This window comes from Polaromonas sp. P1_E12 (genome assembly GCF_056405975.1).
In genome coordinates, this window is record NZ_JBFUBB010000001.1 from 712,990 (window position 1) to 738,989 (window position 26,000).

At 62.2% G+C, this 26,000-nt stretch carries 22 protein-coding genes; 14 read left to right on the top strand and 8 right to left on the bottom strand.

All coding sequences use genetic code 11. The features are described 5' to 3' along the window. Positions 1-28 precede the first annotated feature (28 nt). Together dnaG and AC1D13_RS03535 are read right to left on the bottom strand one after the other, a co-directional pair. Positions 29-2,011 carry a DNA primase gene (gene dnaG, locus AC1D13_RS03530; protein ID WP_477667113.1) on the bottom strand — a complete coding sequence of 661 codons (1,983 nt, stop codon included), beginning with the start codon at positions 2,009-2,011 and terminating at the stop codon, positions 29-31. 237 nt (positions 2,012-2,248) lie between these two features. Further along, the gene (locus tag AC1D13_RS03535; RefSeq protein ID WP_477667114.1) at positions 2,249-4,117 is read right to left on the bottom strand and encodes a gamma-glutamyltransferase family protein; all 1,869 of its coding nucleotides are present in this window, start codon (positions 4,115-4,117) and stop codon (positions 2,249-2,251) included. A 111-nt stretch (positions 4,118-4,228) separates the two neighbouring features. Between AC1D13_RS03535 and AC1D13_RS03540 the strand changes: the two genes are divergently transcribed. Next, positions 4,229-5,161 carry a LysR family transcriptional regulator gene (locus AC1D13_RS03540; protein WP_457278843.1) on the top strand — a complete coding sequence of 311 codons (933 nt, stop codon included), beginning with the start codon at positions 4,229-4,231 and terminating at the stop codon, positions 5,159-5,161. Between the two features lie 2 nt (positions 5,162-5,163). Here the strand turns inward: AC1D13_RS03540 and AC1D13_RS03545 are convergent, their stop codons facing one another. Continuing rightward, entirely contained in the window at positions 5,164-5,931 is a 768-nt protein-coding gene (locus tag AC1D13_RS03545; RefSeq protein ID WP_477688941.1) for a 3-hydroxyacyl-CoA dehydrogenase, read from the bottom strand. Positions 5,932-6,155: 224 nt separating this feature from the next. After that, positions 6,156-7,199 carry an extracellular solute-binding protein gene (locus AC1D13_RS03550; RefSeq protein ID WP_457278841.1) on the bottom strand — a complete coding sequence of 348 codons (1,044 nt, stop codon included), beginning with the start codon at positions 7,197-7,199 and terminating at the stop codon, positions 6,156-6,158. 120 nt (positions 7,200-7,319) lie between these two features. Between AC1D13_RS03550 and AC1D13_RS03555 the strand changes: the two genes are divergently transcribed. Further along, positions 7,320-8,213, top strand: a complete 894-nt coding sequence (locus AC1D13_RS03555; protein WP_457279776.1) for a patatin-like phospholipase family protein — start codon at positions 7,320-7,322, stop codon at positions 8,211-8,213. Positions 8,214-8,453: 240 nt separating this feature from the next. Here AC1D13_RS03555 and AC1D13_RS03560 read toward each other — a convergent pair whose 3' ends face one another. Then, positions 8,454-8,999: a phasin family protein gene (locus tag AC1D13_RS03560; protein WP_457279775.1), complete on the bottom strand. Its 546-nt coding sequence runs from the start codon at positions 8,997-8,999 to the stop codon at positions 8,454-8,456. A 271-nt stretch (positions 9,000-9,270) separates the two neighbouring features. Here AC1D13_RS03560 and AC1D13_RS03565 point away from each other — a divergent pair, with 271 nt between their 5' ends. From AC1D13_RS03565 to AC1D13_RS03610, 10 genes are all read left to right on the top strand, one after another. Continuing rightward, a complete protein-coding gene (locus tag AC1D13_RS03565; RefSeq protein ID WP_477688942.1) occupies positions 9,271-10,218 on the top strand; it encodes a histone deacetylase family protein in 948 nt (315 codons plus the stop codon). Between the two features lie 68 nt (positions 10,219-10,286). Next, positions 10,287-11,321, top strand: coding sequence for an NAD(P)H-binding protein (locus tag AC1D13_RS03570; protein WP_477688943.1), 1,035 nt, complete (start codon positions 10,287-10,289; stop codon positions 11,319-11,321). Continuing rightward, complete coding sequence (locus tag AC1D13_RS03575) at positions 11,275-11,718, top strand: acyl-CoA thioesterase (RefSeq protein WP_477688944.1); 444 nt, start codon at positions 11,275-11,277, stop codon at positions 11,716-11,718. Before AC1D13_RS03570 ends, AC1D13_RS03575 begins: the two co-directional genes overlap by 47 nt. Beyond that, positions 11,715-12,461, top strand: a complete 747-nt coding sequence (locus tag AC1D13_RS03580) for a nitroreductase (RefSeq protein ID WP_477688945.1) — start codon at positions 11,715-11,717, stop codon at positions 12,459-12,461. Before AC1D13_RS03575 ends, AC1D13_RS03580 begins: the two co-directional genes overlap by 4 nt. A gap of 142 nt (positions 12,462-12,603) precedes the next feature. Continuing rightward, positions 12,604-12,957 (top strand): FKBP-type peptidyl-prolyl cis-trans isomerase, encoded by a 354-nt coding sequence (locus tag AC1D13_RS03585; RefSeq protein ID WP_457278836.1) that lies wholly within the window; start codon positions 12,604-12,606, stop codon positions 12,955-12,957. A gap of 103 nt (positions 12,958-13,060) precedes the next feature. Beyond that, the gene (gene pncB / locus AC1D13_RS03590; protein WP_477688946.1) at positions 13,061-14,248 is read left to right on the top strand and encodes a nicotinate phosphoribosyltransferase; all 1,188 of its coding nucleotides are present in this window, start codon (positions 13,061-13,063) and stop codon (positions 14,246-14,248) included. A gap of 64 nt (positions 14,249-14,312) precedes the next feature. After that, positions 14,313-15,722 (top strand): sodium:proton antiporter, encoded by a 1,410-nt coding sequence (locus AC1D13_RS03595; protein ID WP_457278834.1) that lies wholly within the window; start codon positions 14,313-14,315, stop codon positions 15,720-15,722. Positions 15,723-15,736: 14 nt separating this feature from the next. Further along, the gene (locus AC1D13_RS03600; protein ID WP_477688947.1) at positions 15,737-16,723 is read left to right on the top strand and encodes a 2-hydroxyacid dehydrogenase; all 987 of its coding nucleotides are present in this window, start codon (positions 15,737-15,739) and stop codon (positions 16,721-16,723) included. Positions 16,724-16,759: 36 nt separating this feature from the next. Next, a complete protein-coding gene (locus AC1D13_RS03605; protein WP_457279774.1) occupies positions 16,760-18,115 on the top strand; it encodes a DNA recombination protein RmuC in 1,356 nt (451 codons plus the stop codon). A gap of 24 nt (positions 18,116-18,139) precedes the next feature. Continuing rightward, complete coding sequence (locus tag AC1D13_RS03610; RefSeq protein WP_477667120.1) at positions 18,140-19,360, top strand: MFS transporter; 1,221 nt, start codon at positions 18,140-18,142, stop codon at positions 19,358-19,360. Here AC1D13_RS03610 and AC1D13_RS03615 read toward each other — a convergent pair. The 3 genes from AC1D13_RS03615 to earP form a co-directional block, all read right to left on the bottom strand. After that, complete coding sequence (locus tag AC1D13_RS03615) at positions 19,338-20,201, bottom strand: LOG family protein (protein WP_477688948.1); 864 nt, start codon at positions 20,199-20,201, stop codon at positions 19,338-19,340. The two genes, AC1D13_RS03610 and AC1D13_RS03615, sit on opposite strands and share 23 nt — an antisense overlap. 108 nt (positions 20,202-20,309) lie before the next feature. Then, positions 20,310-20,864, bottom strand: coding sequence for an elongation factor P (gene efp, locus AC1D13_RS03620; RefSeq protein ID WP_457278830.1), 555 nt, complete (start codon positions 20,862-20,864; stop codon positions 20,310-20,312). Between the two features lie 116 nt (positions 20,865-20,980). Then, positions 20,981-22,126 (bottom strand): elongation factor P maturation arginine rhamnosyltransferase EarP, encoded by a 1,146-nt coding sequence (gene earP, locus AC1D13_RS03625; protein WP_477688949.1) that lies wholly within the window; start codon positions 22,124-22,126, stop codon positions 20,981-20,983. A gap of 122 nt (positions 22,127-22,248) precedes the next feature. Here earP and AC1D13_RS03630 point away from each other — a divergent pair, with 122 nt between their 5' ends. Then, positions 22,249-23,766, top strand: a complete 1,518-nt coding sequence (locus tag AC1D13_RS03630; RefSeq protein WP_477688950.1) for an esterase-like activity of phytase family protein — start codon at positions 22,249-22,251, stop codon at positions 23,764-23,766. Positions 23,767-23,849: 83 nt separating this feature from the next. Beyond that, on the top strand, positions 23,850-25,859 hold the full coding sequence (uvrC, locus tag AC1D13_RS03635; RefSeq protein ID WP_457306539.1) for an excinuclease ABC subunit UvrC: 2,010 nt from the start codon (positions 23,850-23,852) through the stop codon (positions 25,857-25,859). Positions 25,860-26,000: the final 141 nt, after the last annotated feature.

Consider the following 26,000-nt stretch of genomic DNA (forward strand, 5'->3'; position numbering starts at 1 on the left):
CAGGGATTTTCCCGGAGGCCGGGCCCGCTCAGCGGGCCGGGTCGGTGGCGGCGGTTTTGAGGCTGGCGGCCAGCTCCAGATAGCGCTGCCGGGCGGCCGGGTCGGTGGCGGCCCGGGCGGCCAACTCGCTCATCTCGCGCTGGCGGTGCAGGCGCAGGAGCTGGTCCAGGATGCTCCGAACCTCATCCCAGTCACTTTCGATGCCTTCAGGAATCTGTGCGATTTGCGCTGTGGCATGTCTTTCGTGGGGGTGGCCGCGCAGCCCTTCACGCAAGGCGGCCCACGGCTGGGGCCCATGCTCATGCAACTGGCTCTCCAGCCAGATGAAAAGCGGGCCGTGGGGCTCAGGCAACTCGACCAGCAAATGATGCTCTTCAGTGGTGAGCCGGTCCCAGGTCTGGGCCTCGGTCAGCAGCAACCTGAGCACACGGTCTTCACGGCTGGCCGGCAAGATACGGCCAGCCACGCGGCGTGGAGCCCGGGCGCCGAAGCTGCGTCCCGTCGTTGACGATGCCGGGAAGTAGCCGCCAGAGGGCTCGGACGAGGTGTAATCGGGCTCCTCGCGAAAATCCGGCAGATAGTCCGCAGGGCCAGACATGTCCTGGGAAGCGCCTGATGTTGAGGACGATTCCGGCTTCTGACCCTTATTGGACGTGCGCAAGCTGCTATTATTTTTATAGCTACCCTTGGAGGTCGCAGGTTGCCAAAGCTGCGTCAGTTCGCGGCTGTCAATCAGTACCCTGTCGGCAATTTCGGCCAACAGCTGGCGTTTCAATGCGCCATCAGGCATCAGGTTCCACAGCGGGCGGGCATTGCTGGCCATATGGGCGCGGCCCTCGGCGGTGTCAAGGTCACAGCCCTCGGCGGCGGCTTCCAGCAGAAAGCGGCTGAGCGGCACGGCCTTGCTGACATAGGCCGCGAAGCCTTCCTGGCCGTGCTCGCGGATGTAGCTGTCGGGGTCGTGCTCGGCCGGCAGGAACAGGAACTTGACGGTGCGCACGTCGGTGGCAAAGGGCAGGGCGGCGTCCAGCGCTTTGCGGGCGGCGCGGCGGCCGGCGCTGTCGCCGTCAAAGCTGAAGACGACTGAGTCGGTGAAGCGGAACAGCTTTTGCACGTGATCAGCCGTGCAGGCGGTGCCCAGGGTTGCCACCGCATTGGCAAACCCCAGCTGGGCCAGGGCCACCACGTCCATATAGCCTTCTGTGACGAGGGCATAGCCGTGTTCGCGCAGGGCGGTGCGGGCCTCGAACAGGCCATAAAGCTCCCGGCCCTTGCTGAACACAGGGGTTTCCGGCGAATTGAGGTATTTGGGCTTTTCGTCGCTGAGCACGCGGCCGCCGAAGCCTATACATTCACCCTTGACGTTGCGGATGGGGAACATGACCCGGTCGCGAAAGCGGTCATAGCGCTTGGCTTCGCCTGCCTGGTTTTCCTCGCCGGGCTCGCCTGTGATGACCAGGCCGCTTTCGACCAGCAGCGGGTCGTTGTAATCGGGAAAGACACTGGCCAGGCTGCGCCAGCCTTCAGGTGCGTAGCCCAAGCCGAAGGTCCTGGCGACTTCGCCCGAGACACCGCGGCCCTTGAAGTAGTCGATGGCGCGCTCGGAGTTGCGCAGGGCCTTGATGTAGGCGACGCCGGCCTTTTCCAGCACGCTGGTAAGCGTGGCCTGCTGCTCTCGCATCTGGGCGGCCCGGGCCCGGTCTTGCGGCGAGACATCGTCTTCAGGCACCTGCAGGCCGTATTGCTGGGCAAGGTCCTTGACGGCTTCGACAAAGGTCATGCCGCCGTGGTCCATCAGAAAGCTGATGGCGTTGCCGTTTTTGCCGCAGCCGAAGCAGTGATAGAACTGCTTGGAAGGGCTGACACTGAAGGAAGGGGACTTTTCGCCGTGAAAGGGACACAGGCCCATGAAGTTGGCGCCGCCCTTTTTGAGCTGCACGTAGCGGCCCACTATGTCCACCACGTCGGCGCGCGCGAGCAGCTCCTGGATGAACGATTGGGGGATGGCCATAAAGCAATTATCGCCCCCACGGTCGCTCACTGCGTGTAGCTCCCTGCCCCCCGAGGGGGCCGCCCGCCTGCGGTCTGGCAAAGCCAGTCCCGCGGCTCATGCTGGCTTGAAGAGTCAGTGGCACAAGCAGTGGGGCATTTCACAAGCGGGCAGCCGCGGAAGCGGCTTTGCCGGGCCGCAGGCGCCGCCCCCTGCAAGGGGCTATACGCAGTGAGCCTGGACGGGGGTGTGCCGGGATCAGTCGCCCAGCACCAGGCCTTCCCGTCGCGGATCGGCGCCGCCGAAGAATCCGTCGGGTGTTCTCTGAATGGCTTGCAGGCCGCTGGTCATGGTTTGTTCGCGTACCTCGGCGCCGCGGCTTCTCAGCGCCTCGACGGTGGCCGGCGAGAAACGTTTTTCTTCCAGGATGCTCGGGCCGTTGAGCGAGGCGAAGTTGGGCAGGTCAATCGCCTGCTGGGCGTTGAGGCCCCAGTTCAGTGTGGCGTAGAGGGTTTTGGCGGTGAAATGGATGATGAGTGCGCCGCCGGGGCTGCCGCCGCTCATGACGAGCTGCCCCGAGGTTTTGTCAAACACCAGCGTGGGGGCCATCGACGAGCGCGGGCGTTTGCCGGCTTGCACGCGGTTGGCCACGGGCTTGCCTTCGGCGTCTGTCGGGGCGAAGCTGAAGTCGGTCAGTTCGTTGTTCAGCAAAAAGCCGCCAGCTTTTCCGGTGCCGCCGTCGGTCATCAGGCGCGAGCCGAATTGGTCTTCAATCGTCGTGGTCATGGCGATGGCATTGCCGTAGCCATCGATGATGCTGATGTGCGAGGTACCGTACTCGGGCTGGTCGGGCATGGGCGCGTAGGCGGTTGTGACGGCGCCCGGCACGCCAGGTTTTGCGGTTTTCATGCTCGGGCCTGTGGACTGAATCAGCCTGGCGCGCTCACTGAGATAAGCGGGGGCCAGCAGGCTCATCCAGTTGCCGCCCGGCGGCTGCACAAAGTCAGGGTCACCCAGGTATTGCGCACGGTCGGCAAAGGCCAGGCGCGAGGCCTCGGTGTAGAGGTGCAGCCAGTCGGCCGAAGGCGTGGGCGACACCGAGCCGGGAACACCGCCGGTGCCGGCGACCAGGCCCAGCGTGGCGGCCGGCGTGTTGTTCAGGATGCCGAGGATTTGGCCGACTGCAATCGCGCCCGAGCTGGGCGGCGGCATGCCGCAGAGGCGGTAGGCCTTGCCGGCCGCGCTGTAGTCCGAGCAGATCGGGTCGCGTTTTTTGGGCTGGTAGCCGGCCAGGTCGCCCAGGGTCAGCTTGCCGGGATTGGTGGCGTGGCCCTGCACTTTGGTGACGATGGCTTGCGCGACCTTGCCTTCGAGCAGCGCGTTGGAACCTCTCGCCGCGATTTGCCGCAGCACGTCGGCCAGCGCCGGGTTGCGCAAGACAGAACCCACATCGACGGGGGTACCGTCGGCTTTATAGAAATAGGCTGCGGCGGTGACATCCTTCTTCAGGTGCACTTCACCCTTGAGCAAGGTGTTGAGCCGCGGGCTGACCTTGAAGCCGCCTTCGGCGAGCTGGATGGCGGGCACGAAGAGCTGGGCCCAGGGCAGGCGGCCGTATTGCTTGTGGGCCATCTCCAGCATGCGCACCGTGCCGGGCGTACCGACGGAACGCCCGCCAACCACGCCGTCGTAAAACGGCATCGGTTTGCCGTCGGCGCCGATAAACAGTTTTTCGTCCGCCGCAGCGGGCGCGGTTTCGCGGCCGTCAAAGGCCTCGACCTTGCCGCCATTGGCGTGCAGCAGGAAGGCGCCGCCGCCTATGCCGCTGGACTGCGGCTCTACCAGCGTGAGCACCATTTGCACTGCAATTGCAGCGTCGATGGCCGAACCACCGGCTTTGAGTACCTGGTAACCCGCATCGGTGGCCAGCGGGTTGGCGGCGGCCACGGCGAAGGTCTTGGTGGCCCAGCCTGGCTTGGGGGTGAAGCCCGAAGAGCCTTCGGGCTGCATGTATTTGGTGCCGCGCGCGACTTCATCGGCGGGGACCTGGTAGTTAAATGCGGTGGGGCTGCTGGCGCAGGCGGCAAGCAGCGCGGTGGCTGCCAGCGCCGGGAAGGCGTGTCTCATGCGATATCCTTGAATGTAGTTGTAGCTTGTGGCAGGACCCTGTGCCTGCGCTGTTGAATATATCGAGCGGCCCCGCGCCTCACAATGGCGTTTCAGAGAAATCACTCTTCCATGGAATTTGACAATCTCGATGCCTTGCGCGTGCTGCTGGCTACGGCGGAAACTGGCAGCCTTACAGCAGCGGGCAAGCGCTGCCGGCTGTCTACAGCGGCCGTCAGTGCGGCGATCAAGCGGCTGGAAACCTCGCTGGGTGTACGTCTGTTTGAGCGAACCACACGCGCCGTGCGGCCCACGGCCGAGGGTGCTGTCATGGTCGACCATGCCCGCCGCGCGCTCGAGCTGGTGTCCGAAGGCCAGGCCAAAGTCCGTGCCGGCACCTTCGGCTTGACGGGCAGCATCCGCATCACCGCCACAGCCATGCTGGCCCGCGAGATGCTGGCCTACTGGCTGGCCGAATTTGCCAACACTCACCCGGGTATTGAAATCGACCTGCAGATCAGCGATGCGCGTGTGGACCTGGTGCGCGAGGGCATCGACATCGCCCTGCGCAACGGGCCGCTGATGGATTCGACCCATTCGGCGCGCCTGCTGGCGCCGGCCCGGCGCGTGGCTTGTGCGGCCCCGGACTATCTGGCGCGCCGCGGCACGCCGCTGGAGCCATGCGAGCTTGTGCAGCACGACTGCCTGGTTTGCCATGTGCGCGAGCGCCGGCAGGATCAGTGGCAGTTCGAATTGCAGGGAGAGGCCAGCGCGCCTTTTCAGGTGCGCGTGGCTGGGCCGCTGGCCTGTAACGACGCATCCATTGCGCTGCAGTGGGCGCTGGAGGGGCGGGGCATCGTCTACCAGTCCGAGATCGACCTCATGGCCTCTTTGGCCAGCGGCAAGCTGGTGCGCCTCTTTGCGGGTCACCTGGGTGAGCCGGCGCCGCTTTATGCGGTGGTGCCCAGCCGGCGCTATGTGCCGGCCCGCGTCAACGAGGTGATTGAACGGCTTTCAGCGCTGCTGACCGAACGGCTGGCAGCGCTGCACCCGCCTGCGGCCTAGGCTCAACGTGGTGCGAGGCGAATCGCGCCGTCCAGGCGAATCACTTCACCATTGAGCATGTCGTTTTCGATGATGTGTTTGGCCAGGCGCGCATAGTCTTGCGGTGTGCCCAAGCGCGAGGGGAAGGGCACGCCGGCAGCCAGCGAGTCCTGCACTTCCTGCGGCATGCCAAAAAGCATGGGCGTGCCGAAAATGCCGGGCGCGATGGTCATGTTGCGGATGCCGTTGCGGGCCAGGTCGCGGGCGATCGGGAGGGTCATGCCGACGATGCCGCCCTTGGAGGCGCTGTAGGCCGCCTGGCCGATCTGGCCGTCGTAGGCTGCCACAGAGGCGGTGGAGATCAGCACACCGCGTTCGCCGGTGGCTTCCGGGTCGTTCTTGCACATGGCGTCGGCCGCCAGGCGGATCATGTTGAAGCTGCCCACGAGGTTGACGGTGATGGTTTTGCTGAATGCGCCCAGGCTGTGCGCGCCGTTTTTGCCTACGGTTTTCTCGGCGGGTGCAATGCCGGCACAGTTCACCAGGCCCATCAGCTTGCCCATGGCAACCGCCTTGGCCACCGCGGCCTGGCCGTCGGCTTCCTGGCTTACGTCGCATTTGACGAAAGCGGCTTTGTCCGCGCCCAGTTCTTTGGCGATGGCTTCGCCTTTGTCCGCCTGCATGTCGGCGATCACGACTTTCGCACCATTGGCCACCAGCATGCGTGCCGTGCCTTCACCCAGGCCCGATGCGCCGCCGGTGACGATGAATACTTTGCCTGCGATTTCCATGGTGGTTCCTTGATGAAGATGGAGAGACTTTGAAGAGATTGCGTGAACGTTTTGGGTGACGTTAACGTAAACGTCAATTATGGCGCATGAAATTACCCCCACGCTCCTTCACTTCGTGTGGTCGTTGTCTCCCGAGGGGGCGTTTTCATCTAGGGACGGCCCGGCGATGAAAAAAGCCCGGCGCCTTTCGGTGGCCGGGCTTTTCGTAACAGTGCGGCGTTGGCTTACTTGTAGCCGACGCGATCCAGCATCTGCTGCACCTTGAGCTGGTTGTTGCCCACGGCGCTGATCGGGATGGTTTCCGATTTGAAGCTGCCGTTGCCCGATGGTGTCATGGCTTTGAGAGCCGGGTTGCTCACACCCAGGCCCGGAACGGCGGCCCATTCGTTATTGCCATTGGCAAAATACTCCTGCGCGCTCGGGCTCGCCAGGTATTCCATGAACTTGACGGCATTGGCCGTGTTCTTGGCATTTTTGGCAACGGCAGCGCCGGCGATATTCACGTGCGTGCCCCAGCTGTCCTGGTTGGGGAAGACCACGCCCACGCGGTCGGCCACGACTTTGTCTTCAGGCGCGTTGGAACGCATGATGCGCGCCAGGTAGTAGGTGTTGGTCAGAGCAATGCCGCATTCGCCGCTGGCCACGGCCTTGATCTGGTCGCTGTCGCCGCCCTTGGGGTCACGCGCCATGTTCGCCACCAGGCCCTTGAGCCATTGCTCGGCCTTGGCTTCGCCCAGATGCTCGGTCACCGCGCCGAAGAGCGACAGGTTGTAGGGGTGCGCGCCCGAACGGGTGCACAGCAGGCCCTTGTTCTTCGGGTCAGCCAGCTCCTCATAGGTATCCACGTCGGCTTTTTTGACCTTGAGCTTGTCAAACACCACAACGCGGGCGCGCGTCGAAAAGCCGAACCAGGTCGTGCCTTCGGCAGTTTCCTTGGCGCGCAGCTTGGCCGGGATGGCAGCTTCGAGGGCGGTCGATTTGATGGGCTTGAAGAGACCGTCTATATCGCCCTTGTGCAGGCGCGCGGCATCGACCAGCAAAATCACGTCGGCAGGAGAGGCCGTGCCTTCGGCCTTCAGGCGCGCCAAAATGCCGGCGTCATCCGCGTCCACGCGGTTGACCTTGATCCCGGTGGCTTTAGTGAAGTCGCTGTAGAGCTTTTCGTCGGTCTGGTAATGGCGGGCAGAATACAAGTTGACCACCTGTTCCTGCGCCGAAGCCAAGCCTGCCAGCAGCATCAGCGACGAGAGAACCACTTTTTTGTACATAACTTTCCACTTCCTTACTGGTATTTTTAAAGCCCGGCCATGATAAAGCAAATAAGAATCATTCTTGGTAGTCCCCCTACGTTGCGCAAGCCTTCGCTAGGGCCAGACTGGCTGGCGGGCATCTGCCTGGCTGCGGGTTTATCGCTGTTTGCCGGCTGCACTACAGCGCCGCCCGGTCCGGGCGCACCCGTGGCACCACTGCCGGTAGAGGCCGCCAGAAAGCCGCCGCGCATCGGCCTGGCGCTGGGCGGGGGCGCCGCACGCGGCTTTGCCCACGTGGGCGTGATCGCCGTGCTGGAGGAGGCCGGGCTCAAGCCGCAGCTGGTGGTCGGCACGTCGGCCGGCAGCCTGGTGGCGGCGCTGTATGCCAGCGGCAAGACCAGCGCGCAGCTGCAGCAGACCGCGCTGAACATGGAGGAAGTTGCCATCACCGACTGGATGCTGCCGATCATCGGCCGCGGCATGTTCCGCGGTGACGCGTTGGCCCGCTATGTCAACGACCTGGTGGCCAACCGGCTGATGGAGAACATGGTCATTCCGCTGGGCATCGTCGCCACCGACCTCAACAGCGGTCAGGCCGTGTTGTTCCAGCGCGGCGATACCGGCACAGCAGTGCGCGCATCCAGTGCAGTGCCGGCCGTGTTCGTGCCCGTCAAGATCAACGGCCGCGAGTATGTCGACGGCGGCCTGGTCTCACCGGTGCCTGTGCGCTTTGCCAGGCAGATGGGCGCCGACGTCGTGATTGCCGTCGACATCTCCAGCCCGCCCGAAGCCAACCTTGCCGGCGACACGTTGCAAATCCTGCTGCAGACCTTTGCCATCATGGGCAAAAGCATCAACCAGTACGAGCTCAAGGATGCTGACATTGTGGTCCGTCCGTCGCTTACGGGCCTGAAAAGCGCCGACTTCTCTGCACGGCAGCGCGCCATCGACTCAGGCCGTGCCGCCATGCTGGCCGCGCTGCCCCAGCTGAAGGCCAAACTGGCCGCGGCGGGTGTGGCGGTGGCCAGGTAGTTGCTATTCTTTTGATAGCTGCTTGCGCTCGTCCCTATTGGGTAGAACGCTTAAATGGCCTAAATCTGGATACGCCAGGCAAAAAAAAGCCCAATCTTGCGATTGGGCTTAACTGGATCCGTGAAAATGAATTTCGAATGGATCCGAGGAGACAAGCGGTCTGGAATCGTGCTGTTACGCAAGGTTCCGGGATCAGGCTCCGGTCGTTCCCGCAGAAGGTGCGGGAACAATGAATAACAATTAACGCTTCTTGGAAGCGGTTTTCGTGGCGCTCACTGCGGATGCAGCCACGGTGTTGAAGTTGGCTTCAGCCATTTCGCTGGCTTGCTTGACAGCCTTTTGCATGGATTCGAATGCGTTGTTCGCGGCAGCAACAGCGCTCTTCATCACGGCAACGGCGGTTTCGGAACCGGCTGGCGCGTTTTTGGCAGCGTTGTCGACCAGGCCGACAAACTTCTTCTGTGCATCAGCGGTTTGGCCTTCCAGGGTCTTGCCCAGTTCAGCACCAGCAGCCGAAGCGATGTCATACAGGTGACGGCTGTAAGCGGCGGTCTTTTCAGCCAGGGGCTGGACCAGGCCGGCTTGCAGGGCCATCAGTTCTTGCGCGTCTTTCACGCCCATCACGGCTTGTGCGTGGTTGGCGGTTTCAGCAAGGGCAGCCTTGGTGGCTTGCACGTTCAGTTCGACCAGTTTTTCAACGCCTTCGAAGGCTTTGTGGGTCAGACCAAACAGGGTTTCGATGTTGGCTTTGTGGGAGGCCATGATTTGTTCAGCGGTCAGCATAATTAATCTCCAGATATAAGTTAATGAGTCGTCGGGTCAATAGTTGCTTTGCGCTGAATTGCTGCACTGCAACATGACCCCAAGTATAGGCATTGGCCGAGGCATTGCAAGCGGTTTTTGTTGCACTGCACCATTTTAGATGTCGAGCCCTATTTGTACTCCGAAAACAGAGTGCAAAAGTATCCAAAAGTCCATGCTTTCCCGCGCTCGGTACTACATGACGGTTGTTGCCCCTTCAGGCCACAATCGTTGAAACCCTTCCTCGCTTCTCATCTTGCAAGCTTTTTACGCCGACAACTTCGTATTGCCGCTGCCGCTTGGGCACCGTTTTCCCATGGCCAAGTACCGGCTGTTGCGCGACCGCCTGGTCAACGAACTGCCGGCCGTTCGAATGGCACAGGCACCGGCCGCCACCGATGGTGAGCTCGCCCTTGTTCACACGCCCGCTTATATAGACGCCATCACCCACGGAACCTTGCCGGCGCCTGCCCAGCGCGAGATCGGCTTTCCCTGGAGCCTGGGCATGGCCGAGCGCGCGCGCCGCTCTGCCGGCGCCACCGTTGCAGCGGCCCGCATGGCGATGGGGCCTGGAGGCAAACAGGGCGAAGGCGTTGCAGCCAACCTGGCCGGAGGCACGCATCACTCGTATGCGCACAAAGGCGGCGGCTTCTGCGTTTTCAACGATGCGGCGGTGGCCGCCAGGCTCATGCAGGCAGAGTGGGCGCGGCTGCACCGCCACGAGCGCAAACCGCTGCAGGTCGCCATCATCGATCTGGATGTGCACCAGGGTAACGGCACTGCCAGCATCTTTGCCGCGGACACCAGCGTGTTCACGCTGTCGTTGCATGGGCAAAAGAATTTCCCGTTTCGAAAAGAAGCCAGCGACCTCGATGTGGACTTGCCGGACGGCTGCGGCGATGCAGCCTATCTGCAGGCGCTGGAGCACGCGCTTGACGAGCTGGAGCGGCGCTTTGAGCCGGGGCTGGTGCTGTTCCTGGCGGGCGCCGATCCGTACGTGGGCGACCGCCTGGGACGGCTGGCCCTGAGTTTTGACGGTCTGGAGGCGCGCGACCGGCGCGTCTTCGACTGGGCCTGGCAGCGCCGCATCCCGCTGGCGTTTTCCATGGCGGGTGGCTATGGAATCAACATCGACGAAACCGTGCAGGTGCAGATGAACACCTACCGGGTGGCGCTTGAATACTGGAAGCGATGGAATCCGTAGCGATTGCTGCTACATTGCCTTGGCCATCCTGGCGCCCCAAAAATTAGAACAAGCCATCGTCATCAAATATGCCGACTGATCCCGCGGAAGCCCAGAAAAATATCGCTGACCGTGCCCTTCGTGTGTTGGTGCTGGGAGGCACCGGTTTCATCGGCCGACATGCCGTGGCGGCCTTGCATGCCTCGGGCGTGCAGGTGGCGATCGGCAGCCGCCATCCTGAGCGCCACGAAAGCACCTATCCCTTTGCCGCCCTGCACCTTGTGCGCTTCGAGCATCTGTTGCAGCCCGATGCGTGGACAACCCTGTTGAAAGATGTGGACGTGGTAGTCAATTGCGTGGGCATCCTTCGCCAGCGGCCGAATGAGTCGTATGACCATGTGCATCACCGCGCGCCGGCGGCGCTGGCCGTCGCTTGCGCCGGCGCCGGCATTCGGCTGATTCATACCTCGGCCCTGGGCCTGCACGCAGGCGCCAAAAGCCGGTTTTTGTCGAGCAAGCTGCTGGGTGAGCACGCCATCGCAGCATCAGGCAGTGACTACGCCATCGTGCGGCCGTCCTTGCTCGACGGCGAGGGCGGCTTTGGCGCCCGCTGGCTGCGCGGCTTGTCGCGCTCGCCGGTGCAATTTATTCCGCGCGGTGCGCGCGGCGGTATTGCGGCGATGGCTGCCACCGATCTTGGGAAAGCATTTGCTGCGCTTGCGGCTCTTTCTTCCCTGGCGGGCCACCGCGAGGTTGAACTCGGCGGAATTCGCCGTTACGGTTACGCGGAGTACCTGCGTGAGCTTCGCGCCGACTACACGGCCACCCCTGCGCTGCAGATTCCAACACCCAACTGGGCGGCACGCCTGGGCGCGCATGTGTGCGACGTCCTGCACTTTTCGCCTTTCTCTTACGGGCACTGGATTTTGCTGCAGCGGGACAACGTGCCTTCACCCAATCGCTTGCCGGAACTGCTGGGGCGCGAGCCACTTCCGATCAGGCCCGCCGTTAGCCCAGCCGTCCACCCCGAAGCCCGCCTTGAGCCTGGCCAGGTGCACGCTGGCAAAATAGGTTCTCATGACCTCCCCGACACGCCCGCAGGCAGAAGCCCGCAGCGCCTATAAAGCCTTTCGCGACATCGGCACCCGCTGGTCCGACAACGATGTTTACGGTCACGTCAACAACGTCGTCTATTACAGCTGGTTCGATACCGCCGTCAACGGCCTCCTGATTGAGCGCGGCGCCATCGACATCCACACCGGCAGCGTGATCGGCCTGGTGATCGAAACCCAATGCAACTACTTCGCGCCGCTGGCTTTTCCTGAGCCGGTGGTCGCGGGCATCCGCGTGGCACACGTCGGCTCGTCCAGCGTGCGCTACGAAGTGGCCCTGTTCCCCGGAGATACGGGTGCACTGTGCGCTGCCCGGGGCCATTTCATCCATGTGTATGTCGACCGCGTCACGCGCCGGCCTGCGCCACTGCCCCCCGAACTGCTTTCTGTACTGGAGACCCTCCGATGACCCAGGCACCGCCCGTGCTTCCCTATATCACCCCGCGCCGCGCAGGCGATGCGCGCAATGCAGTGGACGAAGCCATCGTCAGCCGGCAATCGATACGCCAGTTTTTGCCCAAACCGGTGCCGCGCGAGACCATCGCCCACCTGCTGGAAGTGGCCAGCCGCGCGCCCTCCGGCACCAACACGCAGCCCTGGAAGGTCTATGTGCTGCAGGGCGCCAGCCGGGATATGCTGGTGGAAAAAGTCTGTCAGGCCCATGATGCGATATACGCCAACCCCGCGCTGGCCACTGAATACAAAGAAGAATACGACTACTACCCCGAAAAATGGGTCTCACCCTATATCGACCGCCGCCGCGAAAACGGCTGGGGCCTTTACGGCCTGCTGGGCATCACCAAGGGCGACAAGGACAAGATGCATGGGCAGCATCACCGCAACTTCCGGTTGTTCGATGCGCCCGTGGGGCTGATGTTCACGCTGGACCGCGTGATGGGCCGCGGTTCGCTCGTGGACTACGGCATGTTCATGCAGAGCCTCATGGTGGCCGCACGCGGCCTGGGCTTGCACACCTGCCCGCAAGCGGCCTGGAACGGTTTTTCCCGGATCATCCTGCCGCACATCGGCGCGGGCAGTGACGAAATGCTGGTGTGCGGCATGGCGCTGGGTTATGCCGATGAAACGGCGCTCGTCAACACCTTCCGCACGCCGCGGGTGCCGGCTTCGGAATTCACCACATGGCTTGACTAGGCGCAGCGCAGTTGCATCCCCGCACGCGCCGGCTGGTTTAGGTGTTGCGGGTAAAGTCAGGGATTCGCGAAAAGACGCGATTTCTTTTTGCCTGTTTGGGCTCTGCTTTTTTTGTTTTCACCTGTTTTAGAAGGACCGCATCATGAATCTCACCACCACACCTTCCGGCCTGCAATACGAAGACACCGTGCTGGGCACCGGTGCCATCGCCAAGGCGGGGCAGCATGTCAAGGTTCACTACACGGGCTGGCTCTATAACAACGGCGTCCAGGGCGCGAAGTTCGACTCCAGCAAGGACCGCGGCCAGCCGTTCGAGTTTTCCCTTGGCGCGGGGCAAGTGATCCGCGGCTGGGATGAAGGCGTGCAAGGCATGTCGGTAGGCGGCACGCGCCGCCTCGTTATTCCGGCAGAGCTGGGCTATGGCGCGCGTGGGGCAGGCGGCGTGATTCCACCGAATGCCACCTTGCTGTTTGAAGTGGATTTTCTCGGTACCTGAGCTGGCGCGAGTTGAAGAAGGCCCCGGTGCGGCATTGGCGCCGGGCCTGTTCACCTGATTAACCGCCAAGGCGCCCTGGCGCCGCGGCCCTCAAGCGATCCCCATGATCATCACCAGCCTGCTCGACACCGATCTGTACAAGTTCACCATGATGCAGGTGGTCTTGCACCAGTTTCCGGGCGCCGAGGTGGAATACCGCTTCAAGTGCCGCAACGCCGGCGCTCCGGGTATTGGTGATCTGGCGCCCTATGTGACCGAGATACGGGAAGAAATCCGTGGCCTGTGCAGCTTGCGTTTCCAGGATGCCGAGCTGGCTTACCTCAAGGCCATGCGCTTCATAAAGAGCGATTTTGTCGACTTCCTCGGTATCTTCCGGCTCAATGAAAAGTACGTCAGCGTCACGGCCTTGCCTTCGGGCGAGATCGACGTGTCCATCAAGGGCCCCTGGCTGCACACCATCCTCTTTGAGATTCCGGTGCTGGCCATCATCAATGAGGTCTACTTTCGCAACACGCAAAAGAAGGCGAACCTGGCCGAGGGGCGCAAGCGCCTGGAGACCAAAATTGGCGAGCTGCAGACGCAAGGCCTGCGAACGCTCAAGATCGCCGATTACGGTACACGCCGCCGGTTTGGCAAAGCCTGGCACGAAGAAGTGCTGCGCACCCTGGTGACGCGGCTGGGCACGGGGGTGGGCGGCCAGTTCGCCGGCACCAGCAATGTGCTGTTCGCCATGAAGCTCGGCCTGACGCCGCTGGGCACCATGGCGCATGAATACCTTCAGGCCTGCCAGGCGCTGGGGCCGCGTCTGCGTGACAGCCAGGTCTTTGGCTTCGAGTCATGGGCCAAGGAATACCGGGGCGACCTCGGGATCGCGTTGTCGGACGTTTACGGCATGAGTGCCTTCCTGCGCGATTTCGACATGTACTTCTGCAAGCTGTTTGACGGCGCCCGCCACGACAGCGGCGACCCGTTCCAGTGGGGCGAGCGCATGCTTGCGCACTACACCAAGAACCGGGTCGACCCGCAGACCAAGACGCTGATTTTCAGCGACGGCCTGACGGTGCCGCGCACCATCGAGCTGTACCAGCAGTTCAGGGGCCGCTGCCAGCTGGCCTTCGGCATCGGCACCAACCTCACCAATGACCTGGGCTACGAGCCGCTGCAGATCGTGATCAAGATGATCCGCTGCAACGGCCAACCCGTGGCCAAGCTGTCTGACACACCTTCCAAGAACATGTGCGACGACGAAAAATACCTGGCGTATTTGCGGCAGGTGTTTGAGATTGCATGACTTTCATCCGTCCGATTGGCATGTCTAGCATGGATGCGTAACGATAAAAAAGAACCGGAACATCATGAAACCTCCACAACAGCTGGTGGCGCTGGCGCTGCTTTTGTTATTGCCAAGCCTCTCGTTTGCCGCTGAACTTGACGGTAGCCGGCTGTCAGCCTTGTGGGCGGTGCCGTTCGCTGGAATTTTGCTGTCGATTGCAGTCATGCCGCTGCTGGCGCCTTCTTTCTGGCACCACCACTATGGCAAGGTTGCTGTAGCGTGGACGCTGGCCTTTTTTGTGCCGTTTGCCGCGCTGTACGGTGGCTCTGCTGCTTTTTCCGGCTTGGTGCACGCGCTGCTGGCCGAATACATCCCCTTTATTGTGCTGTTGGTTGCGCTGTTCACGGTGGCTGGCGGGATCCATATTCGCGGCAACCTGCACGGCAGTCCGGCCTTGAACGTTGCGATCCTGGCCATTGGCGCCGTGCTGGCGAGCTTTATGGGCACCACCGGTGCATCGATGCTGATGCTGAGGCCCCTTATCCGGGCCAATGACAATCGCGTGCACAGAGCCCATGTGATTGTGTTTTTTATTTTCATTGTGTCCAATGCAGGCGGTTCACTCACGCCATTGGGCGATCCACCCCTGTTCCTTGGCTTCTTGAAGGGCGTTGATTTTTTCTGGACGGTCAAACAGATATTTCCGGAGACGCTTTTTCTGGTGGGCAGCCTGCTGGCCATCTTCTACGCGCTGGATGGCTGGTTCTTTCGCCGTGAAGGTGTGCTGAAAGTAGACCCTACGCCGGACACCCGGCAGTTTGGGTTTGACGGTGCGGCCAACTTCGCGCTTCTGGCGGCGATCGTGGCCCTGGTGCTGCTCAGCGGCTTCTGGAAGTCACCCGCCTCCTTTCATCTCATGGGGACGGAAGTCGGCTTGCCGGGCCTCGTGCGCGATGTTGGCCTTGTGCTGGTGACGTTCCTGTCGCTCAAGATCACTGCGGAAAAAGTACATGCGGACAACCAGTTTTCCTGGGGGCCGATGGTGGAAGTCGCCAAATTATTTGCCGGCATTTTCCTCACCATCATCCCGGTGATCGCCATGCTCAAAGCAGGCGTCAATGGTCCTTTTGGTTCCGTGGTTTCGGCTGTGACGCGACCGGACGGCCAGCCCGATCCGGCGATGTATTTCTGGGCCGCTGGCTTTCTCAGCTCATTCCTGGACAACGCGCCCACCTACCTGGTGTTCTTCAACACCGCAGGGGGTGATCCGGCCACGCTGATGACCACACTGGCACCGACGCTGGCTGCGATCTCGGCAGGCGCGGTTTTTATGGGCGCGAACACCTATATCGGCAATGCGCCCAACCTCATGGTCAAGGCCATCGCGGAAGACCGCGGCATCAAGATGCCCGGTTTCTTCGGTTACATGGCCTGGTCCTGCTCTATCCTGGTGCCGCTCTTCGTCATCATGACCTTTATCTGGTTCAAGTAAGGAAGTAATTTTTCATGAGCAAGCCCAAAATTCTTGTTGCCCGCGCAGTTTTTCCCGAAGTCATTGCCCGCCTGGAGCAGCATTTCGAGGTTGAATCCAACCAGGCCGACGAGACCTGGTCCAAGGCCCACCTCACCGAGCGCCTCAAGGGAAAGGACGGCGCCTTCACCACGGGCGGCGACAAAATCGACGCGGAGGTGCTGGCCGCCTGCCCGGGGCTCAAAATTTGCGCCAACATGGCGGTGGGCTACAACAACTTCGACATCGACGCCATGACCGCTGCCGGCGTGCTGGCCACCAATGCCCCGGATGTCCTGACCGAAACCACCGCTGATTTCGGTTTTGCCCTGCTGATGGCCACGGCCCGTCGCGTGACCGAAAGCGAGCATTACCTGCGCGCCGGCAAATGGACCAAATGGAGCTACGACATGTTTGCGGGCTCCGACATCCACGGCGCGACGCTGGGCATCCTGGGCATGGGACGCATAGGGCAGGGCATTGCCAAACGCGGTGCCCATGGATTTGGCATGAAGGTGATTTACCACAACCGCTCGCGCCTGGATGCAACGCTGGAGGCAGAATGCAAAGCCAGCTACGTCGGCAAGGAAGAACTGCTCAAGACCGCAGATCACCTCGTGCTGGTACTGCCGTATTCGCCTTCATCCCACCACACCATTGGCGCCGCAGAACTGGCATTGATGAAACCCACTGCCAACCTGATCAACATCGCGCGCGGCGGTATCGTCGACGATGCCGCACTCGCTGCGGCCTTGAAGAGCAAGCGCATCGCAGCGGCCGGGCTCGATGTGTTCGAGGGCGAGCCCAAGGTGCATCCTGATTTGTTGACCGTGCCCAATGTGGTGTTGACGCCGCATATCGCCAGCGCCACCATTCCCACGCGCCTTGCCATGGCCGGGCTGGCTGCCGACAACCTGATCGCATATTTCGGCGGCAAGAAGCCGCTGACCCCGCTCAACCCCGCGGTACTTGCCGGCAAATAAGCAAGAAGAAGGCAGCAAGCGGACAATGAACACATGATGGAATCCTGGCTGATGATTGCCTTGTTGGTGGCCAACCTGCTGTTGCTGGTCTGGCTGCTGGTGCGTAAGCCCGCCGAACCAGCGGATACGGGCCGCATCGAGCTGCTGGCGAACATCGCGGCAGGCCACGACAAGCTCGAGCGCGAATTGCGGCGCGAAATCGGTGACAACTCGCGCAGCAGCCGGCAGGAATTGGCGACTACCTTCGCCACCTTCCAGCAAACGCTGGTGCAGCAAAGCGCCGAAGCGATCCGCACGCAGAACACGCAGATCGACGCGTTTTCGCAGCAACTCACCCTGCTGCAAAAGACGCTGTCGGATACCCTGACCACTCAGCTGCAGTCCGTCAGCGAGTCCAACGCCAGGCGCATGGGTGAAGTGCGCGAGACCCTGGAAAAACAGCTGGCGCAACTGCAGCAAACCAATTCGGCCAAGCTCGATGAGATGCGCAAGACGGTCGACGAGAAACTGCAGACGACGCTGGAGACGCGCCTGGGCGAAAGTTTCAAGCAGGTGGCCGACCGGCTCGAGCAGGTGCACAAGGGCCTGGGTGAAATGCAGACGCTGGCGCAGGGCGTGGGCGACCTCAAGCATTTGCTCACCAATGTGAAAACACGCGGCATCTTCGGCGAAGCGCAACTGTCGGCCTTGCTGGAACAGGTGTTCACCGTCGACCAGTACGCGGCCCAGGTCATTACCCGCCGCGGCGGCAAGAATCCGGTCGACTTCGCCATCAAGCTGCCGGGCCGGTCTGATTCGGGTGAACCTCTGTGGCTGCCCATCGACGCGAAATTTCCGAACGAAGACTACGAGCGCCTGCTGGACGCGCAACAGCGCGCCGATGTGCTGGGCGCCGAAATCGCCGGCAAGGCGCTGGAGACGCGCATACGGCTGGAGGCCAAGTCGATCTCCGAAAAATACATAGACCCGCCTTACACCACCGATTTTGCGATTCTCTTTTTGCCGACCGAGGGCCTCTATGCCGAAGTGCTGCGCCGGCCCGGCCTGATGGAATTCCTGCAGCGTGACCATCGTGTCACGCTGGCCGGCCCGACAACGCTGCTGGCCATGCTCAATTCACTGCAGATGGGTTTTCGCACGCTGGCGCTGGAAAAACGTTCCAGCGAAGTCTGGCAGGTGCTGGGTGCGGTGAAGACAGAGTTCGGCAAGTTCGGCGACGTGCTGGCCAAGGTCAAGTCGCAGACCGAAACCGTGCTCAACACACTGAGCAGTGCCGAGCAGCGCAGCCGTGTCATGGGCAAAGCCCTGCGCAATGTCGAAGCGCTCCCGGAAATCGATTCTGCCCGCCTGCTCCCATTGGACCCGCTTGACAAAGACCTGGACAACATCTGATGCGCACCGCATGAGCTGTGCGTCATGACGCCTGAACTCGCACGCCTGATCGTGGCGCAGATTTGCCTGCACGCCTGCATGGCCGGCACGCGCATGGCGGCGCCGCTGCTGGCGTTGCGCGAGGGCTACAGCCCCGCGGCGGTGGGAGTGCTGCTTGCATTGTTTGCCCTGACGCAAGTCTTCCTGGCGTTGCCGGCCGGCCGTTTCGCCGACCGGCATGGCCTCAGGCGCCCGATCCGGTATAGCGTCTTCGCTGCGGTGCTGGGAGCTGGGGCTGCGGTGGCCTTTCCGGTGTTCCCGGTGCTGTGTCTGGCGGCGCTGCTCACGGGCGGCGCCACCGGCGCAGCAGTGATTTCCCTGCAGCGCCACGTGGGCCGCGCGGCGGTCGGCGCACTGGAGTTGCGCCAGGTGTTCAGCTGGCTGGCCATTGGTCCGGCGGTATCCAATTTCATTGGACCGTTTTCCGCCGGCCTGCTGATCGACCATGTGGGTGCCGTGCCGGGAAGCACTTCCGGCTACCGCGCGGCGTTTTTGCTGATGGCGATCCTGCCGCTGGCCTGCTGGTTCCTGGTACGCAAGACGCGCGAGCTCCCGCCGGTGATTGCCGCCAGCGGCGGGGTGCAGCCCAAGGCCTGGGATTTGCTGCGCCAGGCCAACTTTCGCCGCCTCATGCTGGTGAACTGGTTTTTGTCGTCCTGCTGGGACGTCCACACCTTTGTGGTGCCGGTGCTGGGTTTTGAGCGCGGCATCAGTGCTTCGGTCATAGGCACCATCCTGGGATCGTTTGCGGTGGCCGCGGCTTTGATCCGCATGGTGATGCCGCTGGTGGCGGCCCATCTGCGCGAGTGGAAGGTGCTGGCGGTCTCCATGCTGGCGACAGCCGCACTGTTCGGCATCTACCCGTTGATGCATTCGGCGATCGGCATGGGCCTGTGCTCCATCCTGTTGGGCCTTGCGCTGGGCATGGTGCAACCCATGGTGATGAGCATGCTGCACCAGATCACACCGGAAGCACGCCACGGCGAAGCGCTGGGGCTGCGCCTGATGGCGATCAATGCGTCCAGCGTGGTGATGCCCATGTTGTTTGGCTCCGCCGGTGCGTTGATGGGAATTGGCGGGGTCTTCTGGGTCACCGGGGCCATGGTAGGCGCGGGTTCACGCGCGGCGTGGCTGCTCAAGGACAGCATGTCTGCCCATGGCGGGCACCATCCCGAAACCGGGCCTACAGACGGTAAAAATCCTTGATCAGGTCCCAGGCGACCTGTGCGTCGTCCACGTACTGAAAGAGCTTGAGGTCGTTGGGTGAGATCACGCCTTCTTCCACCAGCATGTCGGTGTTGAGCAGGCGCTTCCAGTAGCTGCTGCCAAAAAGGATGATGGGCACCGGCTTGGCCTTGCGGGTCTGCACCAGCGTGATGACTTCGAACAGTTCGTCGAGCGTGCCGAAACCACCCGGAAACACCACAAGCGCCTTGGCACGCATCATGAAATGCATTTTGCGCAGCGCGAAGTAGTGAAACTTGAATGACAGCTCGGGCGGCACGTAAGGGTTGGCCGCTTCTTCCATGGGCAGGGCAATCGCCAGGCCCACACTCAACCCGCCGGCCTCGTGCGCGCCCCGGTTGGCTGCCTGCATGATGCCCGGGCCGCCGCCGGTGCAGACGAAGAGCTTGGTCTCGGGCGGTTTTGTCTCGCTGTACTGTGCCACCAGCTTGCCGAAGGCGCGGGCTTTTTCGTAATAGTGGGCATTGCGCGCCAGTTTTCGCGCGCGGTCTATGGTTTCGGCATCACCACCTGCCTCGGCTTCGGCCACCATGGTGACGGAATCTTCCTCGCTGCGAAACCTGGCGCTGCCGAAAACGACCACTGTGTTTTCAATGCCATGGGCCTGCTGTTCCAGGTCGGGTTTAAGCAGTTCCAGCTGGAAGCGGATCCCGCGTGTTTCACGCCGCAGCAAAAACTCCGGGTCGGCAAATGCCAGCCGCGAGGCGTCGGCTTCCAGCGGTGTGCCTTCCCGTGCGTGGGCCTGCAGTTCGGCCCAGGCGTTGGCCAGGCGGCTGACGGATAAGTCTTGTTTTTGTTCCATGAGCTTATTGTGAACGATCAGGCGGGGCGGCTGCTTTTCGGGAACTGGGGCCCGCACAAGCAAAAAAAGGCTCCGTGAGGAGCCTTTTTGCGGAGGGCAGAAGCGGGATTACACGCGCTTGCGGTATTCACCGGTGCGGGTGTCAATTTCAACCAGGTCGCCCTGGGCCACAAAAATCGGCACGCCGATTTCAAAGCCGGTAGCGAGCTTGGCGGGTTTCAGAACCTTGCCGGAGGTATCGCCCTTGACGGCGGGTTCAGTCCAGGTGATTTCGCGCTGAACGCTGGTGGGCAGTTCGACCGAGATCGCCTTGCCGTCGTAGAACACCACTTCCAGTTCCATACCGTCCTGCAGGTAGTTGAGCGAATCGCCCATGTTTTCCGCTTCGACTTCGTACTGGTTGTACTCGGAGTCCATGCAGACATACAGCGGATCGGCGAAGTAAGAGTAGGTGCAATCCTTTTTGTCCAGAATGACCTGATCAATCTTGTCGTCGGCCTTGAACACGACTTCGGTGTTGAAGTTGGCGACCAGGCTTTTGAGCTTCATCCGCACGGTGGCGGAATTGCGCCCGCCGCGGCTGTATTCGGTCTTGAGCACCACCATCGGGTCTTTGCCGTTCATGATGACGTTGCCGGCGCGGATTTCTTGAGCGATTTTCATAGCAGTTTCACTGAGTAGGCCGCTAAACGCATGCACCGGTGTGCAGGTTCCGCGGCGGGTTGTGCAGGACGCCAAAGTCTGGTCGACCTTCAGGCTGTTCTGCAAAGCCTATGATTTTAACGTTTTTTTGTCACGAAACCGAGCAGCCGGGTGCCCAGGTCGTCCTGGGCCATCAGGCGGGAGCGGGCCGTCTGGGCTGTTGCTTGCCAGGCCGGCAGGTCAATGGGGAAGGGCGCCGGGCCGCCGGCGGTAGGTGGCGGCGCTGTTTTGCCGTTCCAGGCGGCGTGAAAAGCCCGCAGGGAGGGCGGCGCCTGGAGCATGTCCAGGAAGGCCTGCAGTTTGGCCAGGTGGGCGTTGTCATGCTGCGGATAGATGTGCCAGACGAAAGGCTTGCCTGCCCAAAGCGCCCGCACCACCGAGTCCTCGCCGCGCACGAAGTTCAGGTCCGAGGCCCAGAGCAGGTGGTCAAACCCGGTTTGCGTCAGCAGGGGGAGGTATGAAATTGATAGCTGCTTGCGCCCGCCCTTATTGGGTTGCAGCCGATTCTTATCATCATACAGGGCACGAACGGCGTTGGCGGCACGCCCCGCGGCCACCAGCAGATGCACCGGTTTGCCTTGCAAGCCGTGTTCCGTAAATTGCGCCAGCAGGCCTTCGAGCGCGGGGGGCTCATAGCAAAACAGGGACACCAGGGTTTCGCCACCCCAGTGGATTCCGTGGGTTTTCAGCCAGCCGGCGCGGTCAAAGCCTGCCTGCCTGTCCTGCAGGCCTGACTCACGCAGCAGCCCGCCGGTATCAGCCGTGAAGCCCGGGTAGAAAAACCACTTGGTCCAGCCGGCAGCCGGTCCGCCTTGTACCGGCGAAGGCATGGCGTGGGAGCGCCCCACGTAGTCCTCGGCAGACAGGTATTCGAGATTGATCCAGACGGGTTTTTGGCCTCCAGCCCAATGCAGACGAGCGCAAGCAGCTATGAAATCAGGAGCAACTTCACAGCCGAAGGCCTCGATCAGCACATCGCAGGGTTGCCCGGCGAGCCCTGCGGCGTCCAGGTTCAGGGGCTGTTCACCGGATGGCCAGGGAAATACCTGTACGCCTTCACAGCCCCCGGGGGCCATCCATGTCAGCGCGGATGCGTCATCCACCCAGAGCCGCACCTTGTGCCCGCGCGAGGCCAGGTCGGCGGCCAGACGCCAGCACACACCAATGTCCCCGAAGTTGTCGATGACTTTGCAAAAAATGTCCCAAACGCGTGCTGCAGCCATGGCGGGTATTGTGATGCAGCCGCGATGCCGGCCCTCATGCTGCGGCGTGGCGCGCTCCCCCTGTCACAGCCATGTCACCCAGGCTGGGTACAAGCCGTCATCAATTTGAAATGGAGTTCATCGTGGTTTTATCTAAATCGGTGATGCGCGCACGGGCCATGGCCGCTATTCTGGGGCTGGCCTTGTGCGCCGGCGGTAGCGCTTCATCGTGGGCGCAGGCAAGCCTGGAAAAGGCGGAAACGTCTGTCGTTGAGGGTGTGGTCCTGACCAGGCATGTGCTGCAGGTTGCGACCCGCTTTTACGTGCCTTACACCGGTGCGGACGTGGGCATCAGACAGCGTTTTCCTCAAGGTTTTCCCATAGCGCCCGGCTCGGGGCTGACATTGCGCAACAAGGATGCCGACGGCACTTTGTGGTTTTATGCGCTGACTGATCGCGGCCCCAACGGCGACTCGCCCGACCTTGACAGCAGCGGTGTGACTTCGGCCAACAAGACCAAGGCCTTTCCCGCACCCGATTACGCGCCCAAGTTTGGCCTGATCCGCGTCAGGAATGGGGTGGCTGAACTGGTGTCGGTGACTGACATCAAAACTGCAGAGGGTGTGAATGTGAGCGGCCGCCCGGTGCAGGGCGGTATTGGCTCTTCGGGTGAAACGCCCTTGACCGAAACGCTGCAAGCCAGCCTGGCCTTCGACGCCCATGGCATTGACCCGGAAGCCATCGCCATGGACCCGGATGGCAAACACGTCTGGATTTGTGATGAATACGGCCCGTATCTGATCAAGGTGGCGGTTGAGAGCGGCCGTATTGCGGCCAAATTCGCGCCGGCCAACGGCTTGCCTGCCGTGATTCAATTCCGCCAGCCGAATCGCGGCTGCGAAGGCCTGGCCATCACGCCCGGCGGCAAGCTGGTCATGGCCATTCAAAGCATTCTGGAAATGCCAGATATGGGGAGTGGTTTGTCGGCCCGGCATACCAGCAAGGCGCTCTTTACCCGTCTGGTGGAATTCAATCCCGCCAATGGGGCTACCCGCATGTTTGCCTATCCGCACGACGTGACCCGGTACGGTAAGAGCAAGGACGCCAAGATTGGCGACATCGTCGCCTTGAGTGACGCGCGCTTTGTGCTGATCGAGCAAGGCAAATTCAAGGCCGATGGTGAGGTGCACAACCTGCTGGTGGCGGTGGATGTGGCCCAGGCCACGGATTTAAGCGGCAAGAAACTGGCGGGTGGATTGGAGCTGGAATATGCCGGCGCTTTGAGCGAACTGTCGGCCATCGGGGTTTCCCCTGCGAAGCGGCTGGAAATCCTCGATTTGCGCAAGAAGGATGCAAGCGGAAAGCTCCAGTTCGGCTGGCTTCCAGAGAAGGCCGAAGGCCTGGCCCTGGTGAACGACGATACGCTGGCGCTGATCAACGACAACGACTTTGGTGTGTCCGCGCGAATCGTCGATGCGGCCGGCAAGGCCGTCAAGATCGATGACTGCAGCGTGAATGCCGCCGGTGTCCTGGAGGGCAAAAAATGCAAAGGTGCAGCGCCGCTCAAGTATGAAATCGTCAATGGCAGTGATGACGAGAAGCCAACCCGCCTGTGGCTGATCAGGTTCCCGAAAAAGCTCCTGGACTATCGGCCGGACTGAATCCTTTGTTGGGTCGGCTCCAAAAGGGTATCGGTCCTGTCAGGGTTTTCTTCTGAAGCGCCGGTACGCGGCAAAATAGGGGTATGCCTGAACGTTCCCCCGCTGAAAAGTTACCCGCCGGACATACGCCCGAGTTGCTGGCCGAAGTGGCCGCGCTGCCCGCCTTGCCGGGCGTCTACCGTTACTTCGATGCGGAAGGCGGCGTGCTGTATGTCGGCAAGGCGCGCAACCTGAAGAAGCGGGTCTCCAACTACTTCCAGAAGAACCACGGCGGCACGCGCATCGGCCACATGGTGACCAAGATCGCCCGCATGGAAACCACGGTGGTGCGCTCGGAAGCTGAAGCGCTGCTGCTCGAAAACAACCTGATCAAGACGCTCAACCCGAAATTCAACATCCTGTTTCGGGACGACAAGAGCTACCCCTACCTCAAGCTGACAGGCGCGCGTCCGGCCGAAGAAGGCGCTGCGCCCACGGCTGCCGTCTTTCCGCGCATTGCCTATTACCGCGGCGCGGTCGAGAAAAAGCACCGCTACTTCGGCCCGTACCCCAGCGCCTGGGCGGTGAAAGACACCATCTTGCTGTTGCAAAAGGTGTTCCGGCTGCGGACCTGCGAAGACACGGTGTTCAACAACCGCACCCGGCCCTGCCTGCTGTACCAGATCAAGCGCTGCTCCGCACCCTGTGTGGGCCATGTGTCACCCGAGCAGTACGCGCTGGACACCGCCAACGCCGAACGCTTTTTGCAAGGCCAGGCCCAGGACATCCTGACCGAGCTCGAGAGAAAAATGCTGGTGCATGCCGAGAAGCTGGAGTTTGAGCAGGCCGCAGAGTTGCGCAACCAGATGTCGGCGCTGTCCAAGGTGCTGCACCAGCAGTCGATGGAAATCGGCGGCGACAAGGACGTCGACATCCTGGCGGTGAAAGTTCAGGGCGGCAAGGCCTGCGTCAACCTGGCCATGGTGCGCGGCGGCCGCCACCTGGGTGACAGGGCGTACTTCCCCAGCCATGTGGAGAACGCGACCGACGTCGCGGCGCTGGATGCCGAGATCGATGCGGACGCCAGGCAGGCTGCGCAAGCCGAGGCAGCCGGTGAAAGTGCTGCGCCTGTGCCTGCACCTGTGGGCAAGTCACTTGAGGCCCTGGTGCTGGAAGCCTTCATCGCGCAGCATTACATTGATGTGCCGGTTCCACCCACCCTGGTGTGCAGCGAGCCGGTGGACAAGGAACTGATGGAGGCACTAACAGCGCAGACCGGTACCAAGGTCACGGCCATCCACCAGCCGCGTGAGCAGCGCCGCATCTGGCTGGAAATGGCACAGAAGAACGCCGGCCTGCAGCTGGCCCGGTTGCTGGCCGAACAGGGCTCCCAGCAGGCGCGTACGCGCGCGCTGGCCGAGGCGCTTGATTTGCCGCTCGACAACCTCGATACGCTTCGCATCGAATGTTTTGACATCTCGCACACGGCCGGTGAGTCGACACAGGCTTCCTGTGTCGTGTTCCAGGAGCACAAGATGGTCAACAGCGAATACCGCCGCTACAACATCGAAGGCATCACGCCAGGCGACGACTACGCCGCCATGCGGCAGGTGCTGATGCGCCGCTATACCCGGCTGGCTGAAGCCGCACGCAATGGGGAGGCCAAACTGCCCGACCTGGTGCTGGTCGACGGCGGGAAGGGGCAGGTGTCGATGGCACGTGAGGTGTTCGGGGAACTGGGCCTGGACCTGGGCCTGATTGCCGGCGTTGAAAAAGGGGAGGGCCGCAAGGTTGGCCTCGAAGAGCTCGTGTTTGCGGACGGCCGCGACAAGGTCTATTTGGGGCGGGATTCAGCAGCGTTGATGCTGATCGCGCAGATCCGCGACGAAGCCCACCGTTTCGCCATCACGGGCATGCGGGCCAAGCGCGCCAAGGTGCGGGTGGGCGGCAGCAAGCTTGAGGACATTGCCGGCATTGGCCCCAAGCGGCGCGCCAGCTTGTTGCAGCGCTTCGGCGGCATTCGCGGCATCGCTTCGGCCAGCGCGGAAGACATTGCCACGGTGGATGGCATTTCGAAGGACCTGGCCGAGGAAATCTACCGCGCCCTGCATTGAGGCAGCATCGGTTGCGTGCCCTGTTTCGGGCAGCAGTTCCTTGAAATTTGCTCAGATGTATTTGTGCAACGGAACGCACTGTTTTGGCGTGCTTTGCACCGCTATCCGGCACCACCGCACGGCTCATGCCAAAATCGGGGC

What these genes read in the sequence shown, in the direction of transcription:
- AC1D13_RS03585 (WP_457278836.1), top strand. Translation starts at nt 12,604, where the DNA reads ATGAATCTCACCACCACACCTTCCGGCCTGCAATACGAAGACACCGTG.
- uvrC (WP_457306539.1), top strand. Translation starts at nt 23,850, where the DNA reads ATGCCTGAACGTTCCCCCGCTGAAAAGTTACCCGCCGGACATACGCCC.
- pncB (WP_477688946.1), top strand. Translation starts at nt 13,061, where the DNA reads ATGATCATCACCAGCCTGCTCGACACCGATCTGTACAAGTTCACCATG.
- efp (WP_457278830.1), bottom strand. Translation starts at nt 20,864, where the DNA reads ATGAAAATCGCTCAAGAAATCCGCGCCGGCAACGTCATCATGAACGGC.
- AC1D13_RS03600 (WP_477688947.1), top strand. Translation starts at nt 15,737, where the DNA reads ATGAGCAAGCCCAAAATTCTTGTTGCCCGCGCAGTTTTTCCCGAAGTC.
- AC1D13_RS03605 (WP_457279774.1), top strand. Translation starts at nt 16,760, where the DNA reads ATGGAATCCTGGCTGATGATTGCCTTGTTGGTGGCCAACCTGCTGTTG.
- AC1D13_RS03595 (WP_457278834.1), top strand. Translation starts at nt 14,313, where the DNA reads ATGAAACCTCCACAACAGCTGGTGGCGCTGGCGCTGCTTTTGTTATTG.
- AC1D13_RS03615 (WP_477688948.1), bottom strand. Translation starts at nt 20,201, where the DNA reads ATGGAACAAAAACAAGACTTATCCGTCAGCCGCCTGGCCAACGCCTGG.
- AC1D13_RS03570 (WP_477688943.1), top strand. Translation starts at nt 10,287, where the DNA reads ATGCCGACTGATCCCGCGGAAGCCCAGAAAAATATCGCTGACCGTGCC.
- AC1D13_RS03545 (WP_477688941.1), bottom strand. Translation starts at nt 5,931, where the DNA reads ATGGAAATCGCAGGCAAAGTATTCATCGTCACCGGCGGCGCATCGGGC.
- AC1D13_RS03610 (WP_477667120.1), top strand. Translation starts at nt 18,140, where the DNA reads ATGACGCCTGAACTCGCACGCCTGATCGTGGCGCAGATTTGCCTGCAC.
- AC1D13_RS03575 (WP_477688944.1), top strand. Translation starts at nt 11,275, where the DNA reads ATGACCTCCCCGACACGCCCGCAGGCAGAAGCCCGCAGCGCCTATAAA.
- earP (WP_477688949.1), bottom strand. Translation starts at nt 22,126, where the DNA reads ATGGCTGCAGCACGCGTTTGGGACATTTTTTGCAAAGTCATCGACAAC.
- AC1D13_RS03540 (WP_457278843.1), top strand. Translation starts at nt 4,229, where the DNA reads ATGGAATTTGACAATCTCGATGCCTTGCGCGTGCTGCTGGCTACGGCG.
- AC1D13_RS03535 (WP_477667114.1), bottom strand. Translation starts at nt 4,117, where the DNA reads ATGAGACACGCCTTCCCGGCGCTGGCAGCCACCGCGCTGCTTGCCGCC.
- dnaG (WP_477667113.1), bottom strand. Translation starts at nt 2,011, where the DNA reads ATGGCCATCCCCCAATCGTTCATCCAGGAGCTGCTCGCGCGCGCCGAC.
- AC1D13_RS03550 (WP_457278841.1), bottom strand. Translation starts at nt 7,199, where the DNA reads ATGTACAAAAAAGTGGTTCTCTCGTCGCTGATGCTGCTGGCAGGCTTG.
- AC1D13_RS03580 (WP_477688945.1), top strand. Translation starts at nt 11,715, where the DNA reads ATGACCCAGGCACCGCCCGTGCTTCCCTATATCACCCCGCGCCGCGCA.